The organism is Humibacter albus DSM 18994 (assembly GCF_000421825.1).
Lineage (GTDB): Bacteria > Actinomycetota > Actinomycetes > Actinomycetales > Microbacteriaceae > Humibacter > Humibacter albus.
Map to the genome: position 1 here is coordinate 406,203 of NZ_ATXT01000011.1, position 19,193 is coordinate 425,395.

Consider the following 19,193-nt stretch of genomic DNA (forward strand, 5'->3'; position numbering starts at 1 on the left):
GCTTGATCCTATGCCCAAGGACTCCGACGGCCACCTGATCCCCGGCCGCATCTCCCCCCGTCGTTCCGTGCCCGCTTCCATTCTCCGTCCGGAATACGTCGGCAAGCCGGGGCCGGCGCGCGATGAACGAGGTGACGTCTACACCGCTGACGAGATCGAGTTGATCCGGCAATCGGGTCGCATCGCGGCACAGGCGATCGCGCTAGTCGGCGAGCACGTCGCTCCCGGGGTCACGACCGAGCATCTGGATGCTCTGGCTCACGACTTCCTCGTCGCACACGACGCCTATCCGTCGACGCTCGGCTACCGCGGCTATCCGAAGTCGATCTGCACCTCGGTGAACGAGGTGATCTGTCACGGCATTCCGGACGACACCGTGCTCGAAGACGGCGACATCGTCAACATCGACATCACGGCGTTCGCGAACGGTGTGCACGGTGACAGCAACCAGACATTCATCGTCGGAGCGGCATCCGATGAGGTGTCCTTGCTCGTGGAACGCACGAGAGAAGCGCTGAACCGGGGCATCAAGGCCGTCGCCCCCGGGCGCCAGGTGAACGTGATCGGCCGGGCGATCGAGTCCTACGCCAAACGTTTCGGCTACGGCGTCGTGCGCGATTTCACCGGCCACGGCGTCGGGCGCTCGTTCCACTCCGGCCTGATCATTCCGCACTACGACTCGGCGCCCGCGTACGACACGGAGATGGTGCCGGGCATGGTGTTCACGATCGAGCCGATGCTCACGCTCGGTGGCACGGACTGGGACATGTGGGCCGACGACTGGACCGTGACCACCAAGGACAAGTCGATCACGGCTCAGTTCGAGCACACGCTCGTCGTGACCGAGCGCGCGGCGGAGATCCTCACCCTTCCGTGAACCCTCCGCGTCGATGCGAGGCTCGAGCCAGGTAGATTCTCCTCATGACCTCCAGCACGGCAATCGGGATCGACATCGGCGGCACGGGGATCAAGGGGGGTGTCGTCGATCTGAAGACGGGTGAGCTGATCAGCGACCGCGTGAAGCTGGCGACCCCCAAGGGCGGAAAGCCGGACGACGTCGTCGAGACGACGCGGGAGGTCCTCGACAGGCTGGCCGATGAGGATCCGCACGCGCCGGTCGGTGTCTGCTTCCCCGCGATCATCAAGGACGGCCGCACCATGTCGGCGGCGAACGTCTCGAAGAAGTGGGTCGGTCTGGAAGCCGAGAAGATTTTCGAGAAGGCGCTGGAGCGCGACATCCTGTTCGTCAACGATGCGGATGCCGCCGGTTATGCCGAGACCGAGTTCGGCGCCGCCAAAGACGTCGGCGGGCTCGTCATTCTGACCACCCTCGGCACCGGAATCGGGTCGGCGCTGATCTATGACGGCGTTCTCGTGCCGAACGCGGAGCTGGGGCACCTGGAGATCGACGGTCATGACGCCGAGAGCAAGGCGGCGTACTCCGCCAAGGAGCGCGACGACCTGGACTGGCGTCAGTGGTGCAAGCGGCTCACCAAGTACTACCGCACTGTCGAGTTCCTCTTCTCCCCCGACCTCTTCGTCGTCGGCGGCGGCGTCTCGAAGCACTGGGACGAGTTCGGCGAGCTGATCGACATCGACACGAAGATCGTGCCCGCCGTGCACCGCAACAACGCGGGCATTCTCGGGGCGGCGGCGCTGGCATCCCGCGGTCATCACCGCCGGCCGATCGCGACCGCCTGAGCCGCCGACCGCCTGAGTCGCCGGCCGCCTGAGCCGCCGGCCGGCGGTCATCGGGCTGAATCATCATCACGAAGCGTCAGCGTCGAGACTTGCCTCAGCACCATCACGAAGGGGAACGGGCCGGCTGATACGCCGGGTTCTGTTCGGACGCTCGCGCGCCCTGGACGGCCATCTCTCTCGGGGACGTGTTGCCACGGCCCTCCAGCGGTCTACCCGGAAACGAGACGAGCAGCCTCGTGGTTTCCTGTCTGACCTTGCTCCGGACGAGGTTTGCCTAGCCGGCCGGGTCACCCCGGCCGCTGGTGGTCTCTTACACCGCCGTTTCACCCTTACCTTCGCTACACCAGGTGCACCGAAGGCGGTCTGTTCTCTGTGGCACTGTCTCGCGGGTTACCCCGGGTGGGCGTTACCCACCGTCCTGCTCTGCGGAGCCCGGACGTTCCTCGGCGGCCCCTCACGAGGAGGATGCCGACGCGACCGTCTTGCCGACCCGTTCCGTTCTCAGCTTATCCGAGTCGCAGGTCGTGGCCGTGCGTTCCGCAACGCTTCGCGCGACCTCAGGAGTTCTCGTCCCTGACCAGGATCGCGCCGCTGTCCGGACAGAGCACGACCTCGTCATCGGCGGAGGCCGTGACGCTCGCAAGATCCGACGGCGAAAGCTTCATGTTCGAGCCGAGCGACACCCCGCCGACGAGGCGTGCCGCACCCACACCATACCGATCGCGCTGTTTCTCGTAGAGCGACACGAGCTCGGCCGGCAGGGCGTCCGACACTGCCCTTCTGTCGGAAATGGCGTCGGCCTTCTTGCGTTCCCAGTCGGCCACTTCGGCGTCGCGCGCCGCCTCGATGCGTTCGACGTCGGCCGTGCTCTGCGCGCTCTCCGCGTCGATGGCGGCGACCTGTTCCTCGAGGCCTTCGATCCGCTCCATGATCGCGAGCTCGATGTCTTCGAGATCGCTTCGCCGCTTGCGCAACGCGACGAGCTCGGCTTCGAGAGCCTCGACATCCTTGACGGACGAGGTGGCCTGAACTCGCTCGTCATCGCGAGCCATCCTCGCCTCGACTACCCGCACGTCGGCCTCGAGCCGCTTCAGCTCGGCGCGAGCGTCGTCCAGCTCCCCGGAGACCGCGAGACGGCGACTGCGCACCTCCGCGACCACGGGCTCGAGCTCGGCCAGAGCCTTCTCCTGCGACGGATGCGCGATCGCGCGGGCGGCCTGCGCGAGGAGATTGTCGAGTTCCTGGACGCGCAAGAGTTCGCGTTGGTCGCGCGGGTCAGCCTTCACAGTTCTACGTTATTGCACGCACGCCGCGACGTGGACCCGAAAGCTGTGGTCGCAGAGCCGTTCACTGCACGACGACGAAGTCCCAGGGATCCGTCCGCAGGTCGCTGACGACGAACTCGACGTCGGAGAGCGCCGAGCGCAACTGCTCTGCCGCGACGTCGAGCCAGAGCCACTCTGCCGCCCAGTGCGAGATGTCGATGAGAGCGGGACCGCCGGCCACCAGCGACTGCTCGAGCGCTTCGGACGCGGGATGATGGCGCAGGTCGGAGGTGATGTAGACGTCCGCAGCGCGTACGGCGGATTCGCCGAGGAACGCATCGCCCGCGCCGCCGCAGAGCGCGATCGTGGTGATCGGGCGGGCGTAGTCGCCGCCGACGCGCACGCCGGTCGCCGTCGGCGGAAGGAGGTCGGCCAGGGCGCGCGCGAGGTCGCCGAGCGTCGTGGGCTCGCGGAGCCGCCCGACGCGGCCCAGTCCGGAGCCGGAGTCAGTGCCTGGGACGATCGGTCCGGCATCCACGAGTCCGAGGCGCGAGGCGAGAACGTCGGAGACGCCGTCCGGCACGACGTCGGCATTCGTATGCGCGGTCAGGAGGCCGCAGCCCGCCCGGATCAGACGCGCGACGAGAGCCCCCTTGTAACGGTCTTCGGCGACGCTCGTCACCCCGCGAAGCAAGAGCGGGTGGTGGGCGAGGACGAGGTCGAAGGCGCCGTCGACCGCCTCGTTGATCGTGCCGGAAACGGCATCGACGGTGAGCAGCACACGGGTCACGGTCGCCGCGGGGTCGCCGGTGACCAGACCGGGCGCATCCCACGACTCCGCTCCGGAAGCAGGCCACAGACGCTCCGTGACGGTGAGGACTTCGGCGATCGTCGGCATCCGTCGAGCCTACCGACCCCGCCGCGCGTCGCGGCCGTTCACCTGCTCGCTGCCTCTTGCCTCGCGACCGCCTGCCGGCCGGCGAGGAGTCCGAGCCCCGCGCCGAGCACGAGCGCGATCAGCACGCCGAGATCGGAACCGGCGAGCGTTCCGTGCGGGTCGACGCCGAGGAGCGCGAAGAGATAGCCCTCCCAGCGCAGGCCCGTGGCGCCTGCTCGCATGAAGCCCAGCCCGACGACGGTGATGACGACGAGGCCCGCCACGTTCCACCAACGCCAGTCCGGGTAGACCGCGCCGCGACGAAGCAAAGAGTCCGTGGCGATGCGCCGACGGCGCAGCAGGAAGTCTCCGAGGAAGATCCCTGCCCAGGCCGCGACCGGGACGGCGAGTGTCGTCGGGTAGGCGAGCAGAAGCGTTCGAACATCCGGAACGCCGGAGGCGAGCCCGGCCGCCGCGGCTGCCGTGACGACGCCGAGCGCAGCGACCGATACGCCGCGCGGGAGACGGATGCCCACGGCCTGCACCGCGAACCCACCGGAGTAGAGGCTGATGACGAGGGCAGAAAGCAGCCCGACCGCGATGGCGGCGACCACGAAGAACGCGAACCACGTCGGTGTCGAGTCCACGAGCAGCTTCACCGGATCCGCCTGAAACCCGTTGCCGACCGCCGGGCGGGCGAGCACCACGAGCGCGCCGAACACCACGAGGACGAGCATCGGAAGGGATGCTCCGAAGCCGCTCCAGAGGGCCGTCGCCGTTCCCGCGGAACGCGCTCGCTGATACCGCGCGAGATCGCCACCGGCACTGGCCCACGCGAGGCCGAGAACGCTGAACACGAGCACGGCGCCTTCGACGACCAGAATCCACTCGCCGAACGGTGCTGAGACCACTCCATCCCAGCCCTCGCGGGGCCAGGCGACTACGATGATCGCCAGCGCGAGCACCGCCGTGGCCACGGTCGCCACCGCCTGCACCGCAGCGACGAGTGCATAGCCGAACACGGCCACCACGATGCAGATCCCCGCTCCGACCCCGAGCACCGACCACAGCACGAGCGCGCGATCCGACGTCCAGCCGGCCGCGGCGGCGGTATCGGACACCGTCACGGCGAGAAGCCACAGCAGCGCTGCGCTCCAGAAGACCCGCACGATCAGGATGAGGGTTGCAGGAACCACGTTTCCCACCACACCGAACGTCGCTCTCGAGACGACCACGGTGGGTTGCCCGGTCCACGCTCCGGTCAGGGCGCCGAGGCCCAGCGGGATGAACGAGAGAGCGATGCCGAGCACCGCGGCCACGACCACCTGCACGATGTTCAGCCCGGCCGCCACGAGAACGGCCCCCAGGCCGATGACGAGAACCGAGGCACCCGTGGCGAACCAGAGCCAGAACAACCGGGACGCACGGCCGATGCGGTACTCATACGGCGTCGGCTCCATGCCGCTCTGCTCGATCGAGAAGACCGGCATGGAACGAGGCCGGCCGACCGTCAGAACGCTCGCGGTGCGTACGCGCGGCGTCGCGATCGGGGCGAGATCGGCGACCTCCGTCTCGACATCGTCCGCGTCATCGCTCACGTCGGTGTCGAGATCCTCATCGGCGGGAAGGAGCATCTCCGCCGTTGCGGGGCCCGGATCACTCTCCGAGACGATCGCAACCGGCGCACCGGGCGCGTGCGGTTCCTCCTTCGGCGTCTCATCCGCGAATGCCTCGGGTTCCGCGACCTCGCGGACGTTCGACGCCGTCTCACCGCCGGCCGCCGGCCCCCGCCCGGCGATCAGAGCCTCCAACCGCTCGATGGCCGCCAGCGTGTCGCCGTGCTCCGCCTGCTGGGCGATGTCCCGCTCCTCGTCGGTCGTGGGCTCGTAGATCGGCGGCGTCGGAGCCACCGGGGTGAACAACGACTCGGGCCGGATGATCGGGAGGGATGCCGTGAGCAGGCTCACCTCGTTCTGCAGTGCGTCCGCAAGCTCATCGTCATCGTGCACAACCGCCGTGGCCGTAGGCCCGGTGGCCGGCACATCATCAGATCGAGTCTTTGCGGGCGACACGGGGTGTTCCGGCCCGACGTCCGGCGGCTCCGGCTCTGCAGCGCCGGCCTGAGCCGTTCGAGGCTCCGTCTCTGGCGCGTGCGGCCGCGGCGGAGGCACATAGCTCGTCCGCCTTCTGATGGGCTCAAGACCATCGGTCCCGTCCGGCTCCCCCGCGTCGGTCCCCATAGCGTGAGCCTATCGGCCGGGCCGGACACCGATACCCTGACCACACCGGCAAATCGACGCATCGTGCAACCGCTGCGTGCTTCGTCTTGCCGCGGAGAGGCATGCACTTCTCGCCGCGGGGAGCCCGTACGATCGTCAATCATGGACGACGCGATTGCGACCCCCTACGAAGACCTGCTGCGCGATGTGCTGGCCAACGGCACTGCGAAGTCGGACCGCACCGGAACGGGGACCCGCAGTGTCTTCGGACGGCAGCTGCGATTCGATCTCGGTGCGGGTTTCCCGCTCATCACCACCAAGCGCGTGCACTTCAGGTCGATCGCCTACGAACTGCTGTGGTTCCTGCGCGGCGACTCCAACGTGCGTTGGCTTCAGGAGCACGGCGTGTCGATCTGGGACGAATGGGCCGACCCTTCCGGGGATCTCGGGCCGGTCTACGGGGTGCAGTGGCGCTCGTGGCCGACCCCCGACGGAGAACACTTGGACCAGATCTCGGCCGTGCTCGAGACACTGCGCACCGATCCCGACTCGCGGCGCATGATCGTGTCGGCCTGGAACGTGGGCGAACTGTCGAAGATGGCGCTGGCCCCGTGCCACGCCCTATTCCAGTTCTACGTGGCGAACGGCAAGCTCTCCTGCCAGCTGTACCAGCGCAGCGCCGACCTCTTCCTCGGCGTGCCGTTCAACATCGCCAGCTACGCCCTGCTCACCCGCCTCGTGGCCGACCAGGTCGGCCTCGCCGTCGGCGACTTCGTGTGGACCGGCGGCGATTGTCACATCTACGACAATCACGTCGAGCAGGTTCGCGAGCAGCTCTCGCGCGATCCGTACCCGGCACCGCAGTTGAGGATCACACGGCATCCGCAGAGCCTGTTCGAGTACGACTACGACGACCTCGAGGTGGTCGGCTATCAGCACCACCCGACCATTCGCGCAGCGGTGGCCGTGTGAGCGTCGCGCTCATCTGGGCGCAGGCGCGCGGCGGTGTGATCGGTGCCGATGGCGGCATCCCGTGGCGGCTGCCCGAGGACAGCCGCCGCTTCCGCGAGCTGACGAGCGGCGGTGTGGTCGTCATGGGCCGCAAGACCTGGGACTCGCTCCCAGAACGGTTCCGGCCGTTGCCGAACCGTCGCAACATCGTGATCAGCCGGGATGGCGGTTGGTCGGGCGAGGGCGCCGAGCGTGCGGACGACATCTCGGAGGCGCTGGCGCACGACGATGTCTGGGTCATCGGCGGGGCACAGCTCTACGCCGCCACGATCGATGTCGCCGAACGCCTGGAGGTCACAGAGATCGACCTCGAAGTGCCTGGCGATGCCCTCGCACCGATCGTCGACGGCTCATGGATGCTTGCTGCCAGCGAACCCGACGACGGTTGGTCGACGTCGAGCACCGGGCTGCGCTATCGCTTCCTCACCTACACCCGGCGATAGAGCGGCGCGGTTCCCGCAGCCACGCTCCGAGCGCGACGGGTGTCAGTGCTCGCGGTACCCTGTGCGACCCATCGCCAGCGCTCCGAGCACGCCCAGCACCACACCCACGAGTGCGATGGTGCCGATGATTCCCCACAGGATCGCTTCAACCATGGTGCTCATTATCCCATCATTCACGGCCGCACCATTTGCGTCACCACGATGATCGTCGCGCTCACGGCGGCCCTCGCCCGTTGTCGGGCCATGGCGAGCGTGCGAGACTCGAGAAGACAGGGCCGTCGATGGCGGCGCAGGGAACATTCAGTTGGCTCGCACGACGATGATTCGAACACCTCAACGACCGCAGGTGCTGCGGTCGCGCGCGTCCGGTCGAACCACCGCTGCCCTGTGCGCGGTGCTCCTCACGGCGTCACTCAGCGGGCTCGGTGCCGCACGTGTGGACGGCTGCACCACGGACTGCGGGACGACCGCCGCGACGCCAGCGCCAACCGCGACGTCCGCGCCGGATCCGACGGACAGCGGAACCGCGACGCCCACGCCTACTCCCACAGAGACGCCGACCGCGACCCCGACACCCACCCCGACGGGTACCGGTACGCCCACCCCCACCGCGACGCCGACCTCGCCCGTTCCGTCGCCCACGGCGACGAGCGCGCCCTTGCCCGCCGCCGGCTCCGACTCGGATTCGGTGACGGCGTCCGACGGGGCGGGCGGCCTGAGCGCGGACGCTTTCGAGTCGCTTCAGAAGACCGTGACCGCGGCGCGTGCCTCCGTCGACACCTCGTCGAAGGCGCTCAGGGCGGCGAAGGCGCAGTACACCGCGGCGAAGGCGGCATACACGAACGCGAAGGCGCTCGCGAAGTCGAACAACCGCTACGCGAAGCAGGCGGACAGCGCCGCGCATGCGGCCGCGGCGAAGCTGATGCTCGCGCTGCACGAGACGCACACCGATCAGGCGACGACGACGCTGGGTGCCGTGCTCGGCACCGGCAGCGGCGGCGCGCCCACCGGACAGAGCCTTCTGGAGCGTCTGACCGCTGCGCACGAACTCGGCGATCTTCACGGCCCGGTCAGCACACTGACCGCGCGCGCGACGACGACGGCGAAACGCGCCGACGAGGCAACGAAAGAGGCCGCGCAGGCGCGGCAGGCATTGGCTGCCATTCCGCTCGCCGCGAAGAAGGCCGCGAAGGAGGCCGCGAAGTCCGCGTACGACGCGGCGAAGGCATCCCTCGACGCGGCGATCGACGCGATGGTGGCAGCGACCGGAACAGGCGCCTCCAGCTCGTACGACGACGACTTCCGACTCGCGGCCGGCTCTTGGGTCGACCCCGTGGCGGGCCCGATCACGGATGTCTTCGGTCCTCGCCCCTCACAGCCTGCCGGCACCCCCGTGTTCCACCCGGGCGTCGACATCGGTGCGGCGTGCATGACGGTGATCGTCGCTGCCGCGGACGGCACGGTCGACTTCGCCGGCCCGTACAGCGGGTACGGCAACTTCATCCTGATCGATCACGGCGACGGCGTGCAGACCGCCTACGGGCACATCTCCGACGGCACCATCATGGTCGCCCCGGGGGATCACGTCACGGCGGGCGAACCGATCGCACGCGTCGGCAGCACGGGCGAGTCGACCGGATGCCACCTGCACATCGAGGTGCGCATCGACGGCACCGCGGTGGACCCCATGCCGTTCTTCGCGAACCGTGGTGTCACCCTCGGGCAGTGAGCCCGCTTCCACTCCTGGCTTTCAGCCTTGGTGCGCGTGCGCCTTGGCGACGGCGACAGCCTTCTGGAACGGTCGCATCGGATGCCGGACCGCGCTGGTCGACGTCAGGTCACGTCGTGCGAGGGCGTTGGCGATCCACCCGAGCACGAGCCGGATTCGGCGACTCATGCTCGGCATCGCCAGCGCATGGTACGCCTTGTCGACCAGCCAGGCCGGCGTGCCGTGCAGCTGAACACCCTTGACCACCGCTGCGCCCTCATGGCCGCCGTAGCTGGCGAGCGTGCCGAGCGATTCATGCTGGTACTCCACCGGGGGTTGGCCCTGCAGGTCCCGGCGGATGTTGTCCGCGAGCTGTCGCGCCTGCCGAAGGGCGTTCTGCGCGTTCGGCGGGTAGTACGAAGGCTTGGAGCCCGAGGACGGCTTGGGAACCTGGGCGTCGTCGCCCAGAGCCCACGCGCCCGAAACGATGGATCCGTCATCGCGCACCAGGCGCAGACATCCATCCGCCTGTGCGTGCCCCTTCGCTCCGGTGGGCACGTTCATGCGCTGAAGGACCGGAGCCGGAGCCACACCCGCGGACCACACGATGGTGTCGGCCGGATGCTTCTGGCCGTTGCTGAGTTCGACCACACCGCCTTCGCAGGTCTTCATCTCTGTCTTCAGGAGCACGGTGATGCCCCGCTTGCGCAGGGTGTCGAGCGTCCATTGCGAGAGGCCCTTGCTGAGCTCGGCCGCAATGCGATCCGCTGCTTCGACGAGGAGCCACGTCATCGGCTGGCCGCGCAAGGACGGAAACGTCGAATGCTGTCGTTTGGCGAGCTCCTGAAGCTCGGCGATCGCTTCGACTCCGGTGTACCCGCCGCCCACGAAGACGAACGTGAGCGCGCGCTCGCGCTCGGCGGAATCGGCGGCAGTCGCCGCGAAACGAATGCGATCGAGCACGTGATCACGCAGGTACACCGCTTCCTCGAGCGTGTTGAACCCGACGGCGTTGTCCTCGAGCCCGGGAATGGGCAGCGCCTTCGTCTCGGATCCCATCGCGAACACGACCTGGTCGTAGGAGACCGCGCGTTCGACGCCGTCTTCGGAGCGCACGACCGCCGTGCGCGCGTCGCAGTCCACCGAGAGCGCCTCGCCTGCGACGAGCGCGACGTGGTGCAGGGCGCTGCGCAGAGCCACGGTCGCGTCGCGGGGCGCGGTCTCACCCCCGGCGACCTCGGGGAGAAGCGGTTTGTAGGTGAGGTACGGCGCGGGTTCGACGACGGTGACGCGCATGCGCCCCTCTCGAACGTCGCGGCGGAGCCCCTTCGCGACGTGGAAGCCTGCGTATCCGCCGCCGAGAATCAGGATGTGAGGTGGTTGAGTCATCGGTCGTTCCTTCCGTGAGCCGGGATGCTGATGGGTTGATCGCTGTGCACCGATTCGTCGGCGAGCAGGAGGAATCCGCTTCGCACCAGCGCGAAGTGGCTGAACGCCTGAGGGGTGTTACCCAGCTGGCGCGCGTGTGCGGTGTCCCATTCCTCGCTGAGCAGACCGACATCGTTCCGGAGCGTCAGCAGTCGCTCGAACAGCTCCGCCCCCTCCTTGCGTCGGCCGGCGCCGACGAGCGCGTCGACGAGCCAGAACGAGCACGCCAAGAACACTCCCTCGCCTCCGGGTAGGCCGTCGTCGGCTGCTTGCGGCCGGTAGCGCAGGATGAATCCGTCTTGCGTGAGCTCTCGTTGGATCGCATCGATCGTTCCGAGTACGCGCGGGTCATCGCCCGGCAAGAAGCCGACGCGCGGGATCTGCAGGAGCGCGGCATCCAGCTCCGTGCTGCCGTAAGACTGCACGAACGAGTTCTTGTCGGCGTTGTAGCCGTTCGCGAGGATGTCTTCGCGCACTTCCGTACGCAGCCGCTTCCAGTCCTCGACCGGCCCGTCGAGTCCGAATCGCTCGACGGCGCGCACCATGCGATCGGCAGCGACCCAGACCATGAGCTTCGAGTGCGTGAAGTGACGGCGCGGACCGCGCATCTCCCAGAGGCCGTTGTCGGGTTCCCGCCAGATCTTGCGCACATGCTCGACGAGTGCGCGCTGCAGGTTCCATGACGCGTCGTCGCCGTTCTTGAGTGTGGCGCGCGTCAGCGCGAGTCCATCGAGGACCTCGCCCCAGACATCCAGCTGCAGTTGATCGGCGGCAGCGTTGCCGACCCGAACGGGTTGCGAGTCGGCGTACCCGGCCAGCCAGTCGAGCGGTTCTTCGGGGAGTCGACGCCTTCCGTCCAGGTCGTACATGATCTGCAACTGGGAGGGATCGCCGGCAACGGCCCGCAGAAGCCAGTCCCGCCATGCCTTGGCCTCCATGGTGTACCCGGCCGTGAGAAGCGACTGCAGCGCCAGTGTGGCGTCACGGAGCCAGCAATAGCGGTAGTCCCAATTGCGCGGTCCGCCGAGCTGTTCCGGGAGGGACGTGGTGGCCGCCGCGACGATCCCACCGGTGGGCACGTACGTGAGCGCCTTCAGCGTGATCAGAGAACGCTGTATGGCATCCCGGTAGGGGCCGCGCGCCTTGCTCGCCCGGGACCACGTGTCCCAGAAGCTGTCGGTTCTCTCGAGTGCCTCGAGTGCATCGACCGGCGCCGGCGGGCGAGTGTGGCTGGCGTACCAGGTCATGACGAACGGGATGCGCTCACCCTCGTCGACCGTGAACTCGCTGACCGTGCGCATGTCCTTGCCGTGCAGTGGAGCCGGGGTGCTGATGAGTACGGCGTCCGGTCCGGCGACCGCGCGGATGCCTCGCTCAGTGTGCGTGACCCACGGCACCACATGTCCGTAGTCGAACCGTAGGGCCAGCTCGGACTTCATGCGCACCGTGCCGCTGAGGCCCTCGACCACGCGCACCAGGTCCGCCGCGTCATCGCGCACCGGCATGAAGTCCGTCACCCGCACCCGGCCGGACTGCGACTCCCACTCGGTCTCGAGGACGAGCGTGTCCGGGCGATACCTGCGGCGCGTCGATCGCTCTGCATCGGCCGGAGCGAGGCGCCAGAACCCGTTGTCCGCCGTGCCGACGAGGTTGGCGAAGCACGCGGGAGAATCGAAGCGCGGCAGACAGAGCCAGTCGATCGATCCATCGGTGCCCACGAGCGCCGCCGTGTGCAGATCGCCGATGATCGCGTAGTCCTCGATGCGGGACGTGGTCACAGACCGACACTGCCTTGCATGATTCCACCGTCCACGAACACGGTGGTCGCGGTGAGATAGCGCCCCGCGTCCGAAGCGACGAAGAGAACGGCATCGCCGATCGCCGAAGGATCCGCGACCTTCCGCAACGGAATGGCGCTCTCCAGCTTCTCCCGCTGTTCCGGATCGTTCATCGTTGCGTCGTTGATGGGCGTGGCGACGGCGCCCGGCGCAACGTTCACGACCCGCACACCCTGCGGGCCGAGCTCGACGCCCGCCGTACGGGTGAGCATCCGCATACCGCCCTTGGCGACGCAATAGGAGATGTTGCCGGGCATCGGCCAGTCCTCGTGGACTGACGAGACATTGACGACGACTCCCCCGCCGCCCTGCGTGATGAACTGCTTCGCCGCCAGCTGCGTGCCGAAGAACGCGCTCTTGAGGTCGACGGAGATGATGGTCTCGAAGGTCTCCTCATCGGCCTCCAGAAGGCTGTGCCGCTTCTCGATGCCCGCGTTGTTCACCATCACGTCGAGGCGGCCGAATTCGCGCACTGCCGTGTCGATCAGCAGCCGCAGACCGTCCAGGCTCGAAACGTCGGCCTCGACGCCGACCGCCTTCCCGCCCGCAGAAGTGATGTCTTTGACCAGATCCGCCGTGTCGTCCGGTCTCGCGACGTAGTCGATCACCACATTGGCACCGTCTTGAGCGAGTCTGCGTACGATCGCCTCACCGATTCCGCTGTTGCCACCCGTCACGATGGCGGTCTTGTTCTCGAGTTGCATCTGGGCTTCCCGTCTGATCGCGTTCTGGACATTGACCATTCAACGCGTTCTGGTGATGGCCGCAATCCTGTGCGGAAGAGTCACGGGAGTGGTATAGAGCCGACTCTCGCAGCGCGCGGGTCCCTACGCCGCGGGGGCGCACCGTCGGTCCGATGCTCGCCACATACAGACGGCGAGAGGGACGCCCCTGACGGGACGTCCCTCTTGCCGTGGGCCCTGCCGGGATCGAACCGACGACATCCACGGTGTAAACGTGGCGCTCTACCGACTGAGCTAAAGGCCCGCTCGTGCAGTCTAACGACCACACAGCGGCCGACCGACGGCCGCCCTCACGTGCCAGGTCAGGCGGCCTTCAACTCCTCGAGAGCGATGCGGTACGCCTCGATGCTGCGCGCCTCGCCCGGAGCGGTGATGAAGCTCTCGCGGATGATCCCCTCCGAGTCGATCAAGAACGTCGCCCGGTTCGCGAAGCCCTTCTCCTCGAGGAATACTCCGTACTGTTTCGCCGTGTCGCCATGAGGCCAGAAGTCGCTGAGCAGTGTGAAGTCGTAGCCCTCCTGCTCGGCCCACGCGCGCAGCGAGAACTTGGAGTCGACGGACACCCCCACCAGCTCGACGCCATCGGACCGGAACAGCTCGAGATTGTCGCGCAGGGCACACAACTCCCCCGTGCAGGTGCCCGAGAACGCGAGCGGGAAGAACACGAGTGCCACCGCGCTGCGGCCGCGATAGTCGCTCAAGCGCACCTGTTCGCCGAACTGGTTCGGCAACTCGAAGTCGGGTGCCTGAGTGTCGTTCTCGAGAGCCACCATCGCTCCTTCCGCACCGTCGCTAACAGTGCCTCGTCGCTGGGGCGCACCCCCTGGCGCGCATGGTAGGCAAGCATAGACCGCGGGTCACGCGGACGGCCCATTGAGCGCGACAAGTGTCGCTAGGCTGACCTACGGTGCATCCCCTGTCGCAACCCCACAGCGTTTGATGCTGCCCAGGACAAGATCCACACAAAGAAAGAGGTCGCGGTGACTGTCAACGACCAGGACCCGTATTCGATGAACGACATCGACTCGGACCCTGAGGAGACCGCGGAATGGCGCGAGTCCCTCGACGCACTCGTGGCGGCCGAAGGGTCGCAGCGCGGGCGCGAGATCATGCTCAGCCTGCTCAAGCGGTCGAAGCAACTCCGTTTGGGCGTGCCGATGGTCCCCACCACCGATTACGTCAACACCATCGCGCCCGAGGACGAACCCGACTTTCCGGGCGATGAGGAGATCGAGCGCCGCTATCGCCGATGGATTCGCTGGAACGCGGCCATCCTGGTGCACCGGGCGCAGCGACCCGGTATCGCTGTCGGCGGTCACATCTCCACCTACGCGTCGAGTGCAGCCCTCTACGAGGTCGGCTTCAACCATTTCTTCCGCGGACAGAATCATCCCGGCGGCGGCGACCAGATCTTCATCCAGGGCCACGCCTCCCCCGGTCCGTACGCCCGCGCCTTCCTCGAGGGACGGCTTTCCGCCGACCAGCTCGACGGCTTCCGTCAGGAGAAGTCGCACGCGCCGAACGGGCTCTCGTCGTATCCGCACCCGAGGCTGATGCCGGACTTCTGGCAGTTCCCCACGGTCTCCATGGGGATCGGTCCGATCAACGCGATCTACCAAGCTCAGGTGAACCGTTACCTGACCAACCGCGGCATCAAGGACGCCTCCGATCAGCACGTGTGGGCATTCCTCGGCGACGGCGAGATGGATGAGGTCGAGAGCCGCGGCCAACTCCAGGTCGCGGCCAACGAGGGGCTCGACAACCTCACCTTCGTGATCAACGCCAATCTTCAGCGCCTCGACGGCCCCGTGCGGGGCAACGGCAAGATCATCCAGGAGCTCGAGAGCTTCTTCCGCGGCGCCGGCTGGAACGTCATCAAGGTCATCTGGGGTCGCGAATGGGACGACCTGCTCGCCCGCGACACCGACGGCGCATTGCTCAACGTGATGAACACGACGCCCGACGGCGATTACCAGACATACAAGGCGGAGAGCGGCGCCTACGTGCGGGAGCACTTCTTCGGCAAGGACCCTCGCGCTCTCGAACTCGTCAAGGACTACAGCGACGAGCAGATCTGGAACCTGAAGCGCGGAGGCCACGACTACCGCAAGGTCTATGCGGCGTTCAAGGCTGCGCTCGAGCACAAGGGCCAGCCGACCGTCATCATCGCCAAGACCATCAAGGGGTATGGACTCGGTCCGCACTTCGAGGGTCGCAACGCGACGCATCAGATGAAGAAGATGACGCTGGACGACCTGAAGAAGTTTCGCGACTCGATGCACATCCCGGTCACCGACGACCAGCTGGCCGAGAACCCGTACCTTCCGCCGTACTACAACCCCGGCGAGAACGATGAGACGATCCAATATCTGATGGAGCGCCGCCGCGAGCTCGGTGGCTTCGTTCCCGAGCGGCGCTCCAAGTACACGCAGATCCCGCTGCCCGAGGAATCCTCGTACGCCATCGCGAAGAAGGGCTCCGGCACGCAGGAGGTCGCTACGACCATGGCGTTCGTGCGGCTGCTCAAGGACCTGCTGCGATCGAAGGGGTTCGGCCACCGAATCGTGCCGATCATTCCCGACGAGGCGCGCACGTTCGGCATCGACGCGTTCTTCCCGAACGCGAAGATCTACAACCCGAACGGACAGCACTACACCTCCGTCGACCGGGAGCTGCTGCTCTCCTACAAGGAGAGCCCGCAGGGACAAATCCTCCACGTCGGCATCAACGAGGCCGGCGCGATGGCCGCTTTCACCAACGTCGGCACCTCGTACGCGACCCACGGGGAACCGTTGATCCCGGTCTACATGTTCTATTCGATGTTCGGGTTCCAGCGCACCGGGGATGCGATGTGGGCCGCCGGCGACCAGATGGCCCGCGGCTTCATCATGGGCGCGACGGCCGGGCGTACGACGCTCACCGGCGAGGGCCTGCAGCACGCGGACGGTCACTCGCCCATGCTCGCCGCCACCAACCCTGCGGTCGTCAGCTACGACCCGGCCTACGGCTACGAGATCGGCCACATCGTGGCATCCGGTCTGGACCGCATGTACGGGGGCAGCCACCCCGACCCGAACGTCATGTACTACCTCACGGTGTACAACGAGCCGATGGTGCAGCCTGCTGAACCGGAGAACCTCGACGTCGAGGGCGTGGTGCGAGGCATCTACAAGCTGCGTGACGCGGAGGGCGACGGTCCTCGAGCGCAGCTGCTGGCATCCGGTGTCGCCGTTCCCTGGGCGCTGGAGGCACAGGAACTGCTGGCCGAGGACTGGGGCGTTCGTGCGGATGTCTGGAGCGTCACCAGCTGGACCGAGCTGCGCCGCGACGGCCTGCGTGCCGAGGAGCACAACTTCTTGCACCCGGACGAGGAGAAGCAGGTGCCGTACGTGACGGCGAAGCTCTCGGGGGCCGATGGCCCGTTCGTGGCCACGACCGACTACATGCACGCGGTGCCCGATCAGATTCGCGCCTACGTGCCCGGGGAGTTCGCCACCCTCGGTGCGGACGACTTCGGATTCTCGGACACTCGCGCTGCAGCACGGCGATTCTTCACGATCGACGGGCCCTCCATGGTGGTGCGCACCCTTCAGATGCTTGCCGCACGCGGTCAGGTCGACGCGTCGGCCCCCGCTCGGGCCATCGAACGCTATCGGCTCCACGACGTCAATGCCGGCACCACCGGCGTTGCCGGCGGCGAGAGCTAGGCCGCGCGTGCCCAAGCCGAGAACCAAGGAGGAGACGCTCGCCTGGCTGCGCAAGCTCTCCGGAGAACTCGCCACGGCGACGCTGAAGCGGCTCGAAGACACCCTGCCCTGGTACAGCGAGATGCCGCCGGGCAGGCGTTCGGCCGTCGGGCTCGTCGCCCAGGCCGGCATCACCTCGTTCATCTCGTGGTTCGACGATCCGAGGTCGACGCCGTGGATCGCCGCCGACGTGTTCGGGGCGGCTCCGCGTGAGCTGCTGCGCTCCGTCTCGCTGCAGCAGACGCTCCAGCTCATCCGGGTGACGGTCGAGGTGGTCGAGGACCGGGTGCGCAACGCAGGCAACGAGGCGGTAAGCGAAGCGATCCTGCTGTACTCCCGCGAGATCGCGTTCGCGGCGGCGGATGTCTACGCCCGGGCCGCCGAGGCTCGCGGGCTCTGGGATGCTCGCCTCGAAGCACTCGTGGTCGATTCCATCCTGACCGGCGAGTACGACGACGAGCTGCCCAGCAGGATCGCCGCGCTCGGATGGCACGGCCACGGCGAGGTGAGCGTGCTCGTCGGCACAGCGCCCCAGCAGCTCGACGTCGACCAGCTGCGCCGGATCGCGCGGCACATGAGCGCTGACGTGTTGATCGGCGTGCAAGGTTCCCGACTCGTGCTCGTGATCGGGCGGGCGCAGCCGCGCTCTGAAGACACGGACGAGGTGGGCCCCTCGCACGAGATCACCTTCCTGGAGATCGCGCAGCAGTTGGAACCCGGTTTCGGGGCCGGCCATCTGGTCCTCGGGCACGAGGTGCCGGGCCTGGTCGACGCGTCCAAGAGCGCGCGCGCTGCTCTGGCCGGATTCGCCGTGGCGAAGGCCTGGCGCAACTGCCCGCGCCCGGTGCACGCCGACGACCTGCTTCCGGAGCGTGCCTTCGCGGGCGACTCGCTCGCCCGCAGCACGCTCGTCAACCGCATCTACCGTCCCCTGCAGGCGCACTCCCCCGAGCTGCTCAACACGCTGTGGAGCTACCTCGACAACGGGCGCTCGCTCGAAGCCACGGCTCGGGAGCTCTTCGTCCATCCCAACACGGTGCGGTACCGCCTCAAACGCGTCACGGATGTGATCGGCTGGGACGCCACCGGCGCGAGGGAAGCGCTCATCCTCCAGGCCGCGCTCATCGTCGGGTCGATCAACGAGCCCGACGCGAATCGACGCCGGTGAAGGCGCATCGCGGGGCGGGGACGATGTACGACACCGACAAACGATTTCGCGCTAGTTCATCGAAGATCGACACGGAACCGAGCGCAGTGATGGGCAGACTGGAACAGTGATTGTCATCGCCTGCCCTGGTCAGGGCTCGCAAACCCCCGGATTTCTCAACCCTTGGCTCGTCGATGACGAGTCGCGGACTCTGCTGGAACGGTACTCGGAGGCATCCGAGGTCGATCTCGTGCGCCACGGCACCATCTCCGACGCCGAGACCATCCGTGACACGGCACTCGCCCAGCCGCTCATCGTGGCCGCGAGCCTGCTCGCGCTCCGAGCGCTGCGCGCAGCGGCCCCGGAGGCCGTCTTCGGCGGGATCGCTGGACACTCCGTCGGGGAGGCCGCGGCGGCGGCCGGGGCGGGCATCCTGAGCGAAGACGACGCGTTGCGCTTCGTCCGCGCTCGTGCACTGCTCATGGCCGAGGCGGCAGCAGCCGCACCCACGGGCATGAGCGCTGTTCTCGGCGGCGACCCGGATGCCGTGATCGCCCACGTCGAGTCGTTCGGCCTGGAGCCGGCGAACTTCAACGGCGGAGGCCAGATCGTGGTGGGCGGCGCACTGGATGCCCTCGCCCGGCTCGCCGAGAACCCGTTGCGCGGAACGCGCGTCGTTCCGCTGCAGGTCGCCGGGGCGTTCCACAGCCACTACATGCAGCCGGCACGCGACGGCCTGGAGACGGCCGCGAAGGACTTCACGGCGAACGACCCGACACTGCGCGTCTGGAGCAACCGAGACGGGTCGATCGTCGACTCCGGTGCCCACTTCGTCGAGCTGATGGTGGGGCAGGTGGCATCGCCCGTGCGCTGGGACCTGTGCATGGCATCCTTCGCCGACGCCGGCATCACCGGCTTGATCGAGCTGACGCCCGGCGGTGCCTTGACGGGCCTGGCCAAGCGCGGGCTCAAAGGCGTGCCCGCGGTGGCGATCAAGACGCCCGAAGACATCTCGGCCGCTGTCGAGCTTCTCACGGCGCAGACGGCAGAAAGCGAAGCCTGATTCC

The 19,193-nt window shown here is 67.6% G+C and carries 15 protein-coding genes, 1 tRNA gene and 1 other RNA gene; 8 read left to right on the forward strand and 9 right to left on the reverse strand.

Translation table 11 applies throughout. From position 1 onward, the window contains the following. The first annotated feature begins 10 nt into the window (after positions 1-10). Entirely contained in the window at positions 11-877 is an 867-nt protein-coding gene (map, locus tag H623_RS0103265; RefSeq protein WP_022899518.1) for a type I methionyl aminopeptidase, read from the forward strand. A gap of 44 nt (positions 878-921) precedes the next feature. Beyond that, a complete protein-coding gene (gene ppgK, locus H623_RS0103270) occupies positions 922-1,701 on the forward strand; it encodes a polyphosphate--glucose phosphotransferase (protein ID WP_022899519.1) in 780 nt (259 codons plus the stop codon). Between the two features lie 112 nt (positions 1,702-1,813). On the opposite strand, the gene rnpB is transcribed toward ppgK, so the two are convergent. The 4 genes from rnpB to H623_RS17500 form a co-directional block, all read right to left on the reverse strand. Then, positions 1,814-2,194: RNase P RNA component class A (gene rnpB, locus H623_RS20875), an RNA gene on the reverse strand. A 64-nt stretch (positions 2,195-2,258) separates the two neighbouring features. Continuing rightward, positions 2,259-2,987: a zinc ribbon domain-containing protein gene (locus H623_RS0103275; protein ID WP_026939860.1), complete on the reverse strand. Its 729-nt coding sequence runs from the start codon at positions 2,985-2,987 to the stop codon at positions 2,259-2,261. Between the two features lie 61 nt (positions 2,988-3,048). Then, positions 3,049-3,864: a Nif3-like dinuclear metal center hexameric protein gene (locus H623_RS0103280; RefSeq protein WP_022899520.1), complete on the reverse strand. Its 816-nt coding sequence runs from the start codon at positions 3,862-3,864 to the stop codon at positions 3,049-3,051. A gap of 38 nt (positions 3,865-3,902) precedes the next feature. Then, complete coding sequence (locus H623_RS17500; protein WP_022899521.1) at positions 3,903-5,852, reverse strand: purine-cytosine permease family protein; 1,950 nt, start codon at positions 5,850-5,852, stop codon at positions 3,903-3,905. Positions 5,853-6,224: 372 nt separating this feature from the next. On the opposite strand from H623_RS17500, the gene H623_RS0103290 reads away from it, so the two are divergent. From H623_RS0103290 to H623_RS17510, 3 genes are all read left to right on the forward strand, one after another. After that, positions 6,225-7,034, forward strand: coding sequence for a thymidylate synthase (locus H623_RS0103290; RefSeq protein WP_022899522.1), 810 nt, complete (start codon positions 6,225-6,227; stop codon positions 7,032-7,034). Further along, positions 7,031-7,516 carry a dihydrofolate reductase gene (locus H623_RS0103295; RefSeq protein ID WP_022899523.1) on the forward strand — a complete coding sequence of 162 codons (486 nt, stop codon included), beginning with the start codon at positions 7,031-7,033 and terminating at the stop codon, positions 7,514-7,516. Before H623_RS0103290 ends, H623_RS0103295 begins: the two co-directional genes overlap by 4 nt. A 658-nt stretch (positions 7,517-8,174) precedes the next feature. Next, positions 8,175-9,245 (forward strand): M23 family metallopeptidase, encoded by a 1,071-nt coding sequence (locus tag H623_RS17510; RefSeq protein WP_022899526.1) that lies wholly within the window; start codon positions 8,175-8,177, stop codon positions 9,243-9,245. 21 nt (positions 9,246-9,266) lie between these two features. Here the strand turns inward: H623_RS17510 and H623_RS0103315 are convergent, their stop codons facing one another. The 5 genes from H623_RS0103315 to H623_RS0103335 form a co-directional block, all read right to left on the reverse strand. Then, a complete protein-coding gene (locus H623_RS0103315) occupies positions 9,267-10,613 on the reverse strand; it encodes an NAD(P)/FAD-dependent oxidoreductase (RefSeq protein WP_022899527.1) in 1,347 nt (448 codons plus the stop codon). After that, positions 10,610-12,430, reverse strand: a complete 1,821-nt coding sequence (locus H623_RS0103320) for a glycoside hydrolase family 15 protein (protein WP_022899528.1) — start codon at positions 12,428-12,430, stop codon at positions 10,610-10,612. Before H623_RS0103320 ends, H623_RS0103315 begins: the two co-directional genes overlap by 4 nt. After that, the gene (locus H623_RS0103325; protein WP_022899529.1) at positions 12,427-13,233 is read right to left on the reverse strand and encodes a glucose 1-dehydrogenase; all 807 of its coding nucleotides are present in this window, start codon (positions 13,231-13,233) and stop codon (positions 12,427-12,429) included. The genes H623_RS0103320 and H623_RS0103325 overlap by 4 nt, the downstream gene beginning before the upstream one ends. Positions 13,234-13,404: 171 nt before the next feature. Then, a tRNA-Val gene (locus H623_RS0103330) sits at positions 13,405-13,477 on the reverse strand. Between the two features lie 58 nt (positions 13,478-13,535). Then, complete coding sequence (locus H623_RS0103335; RefSeq protein WP_026939863.1) at positions 13,536-14,003, reverse strand: peroxiredoxin; 468 nt, start codon at positions 14,001-14,003, stop codon at positions 13,536-13,538. Between the two features lie 210 nt (positions 14,004-14,213). Between H623_RS0103335 and aceE the strand changes: the two genes are divergently transcribed. The 3 genes from aceE (at position 14,214) to H623_RS0103350 (ending at position 19,189) form a co-directional block, all read left to right on the forward strand. Beyond that, complete coding sequence (gene aceE, locus H623_RS0103340) at positions 14,214-16,940, forward strand: pyruvate dehydrogenase (acetyl-transferring), homodimeric type (protein ID WP_022899531.1); 2,727 nt, start codon at positions 14,214-14,216, stop codon at positions 16,938-16,940. Beyond that, entirely contained in the window at positions 16,903-18,147 is a 1,245-nt protein-coding gene (locus tag H623_RS0103345) for a PucR family transcriptional regulator (protein WP_051143049.1), read from the forward strand. Before aceE ends, H623_RS0103345 begins: the two co-directional genes overlap by 38 nt. Positions 18,148-18,253: 106 nt before the next feature. Then, positions 18,254-19,189 (forward strand): ACP S-malonyltransferase, encoded by a 936-nt coding sequence (locus tag H623_RS0103350; protein ID WP_022899533.1) that lies wholly within the window; start codon positions 18,254-18,256, stop codon positions 19,187-19,189. Positions 19,190-19,193: the final 4 nt, after the last annotated feature.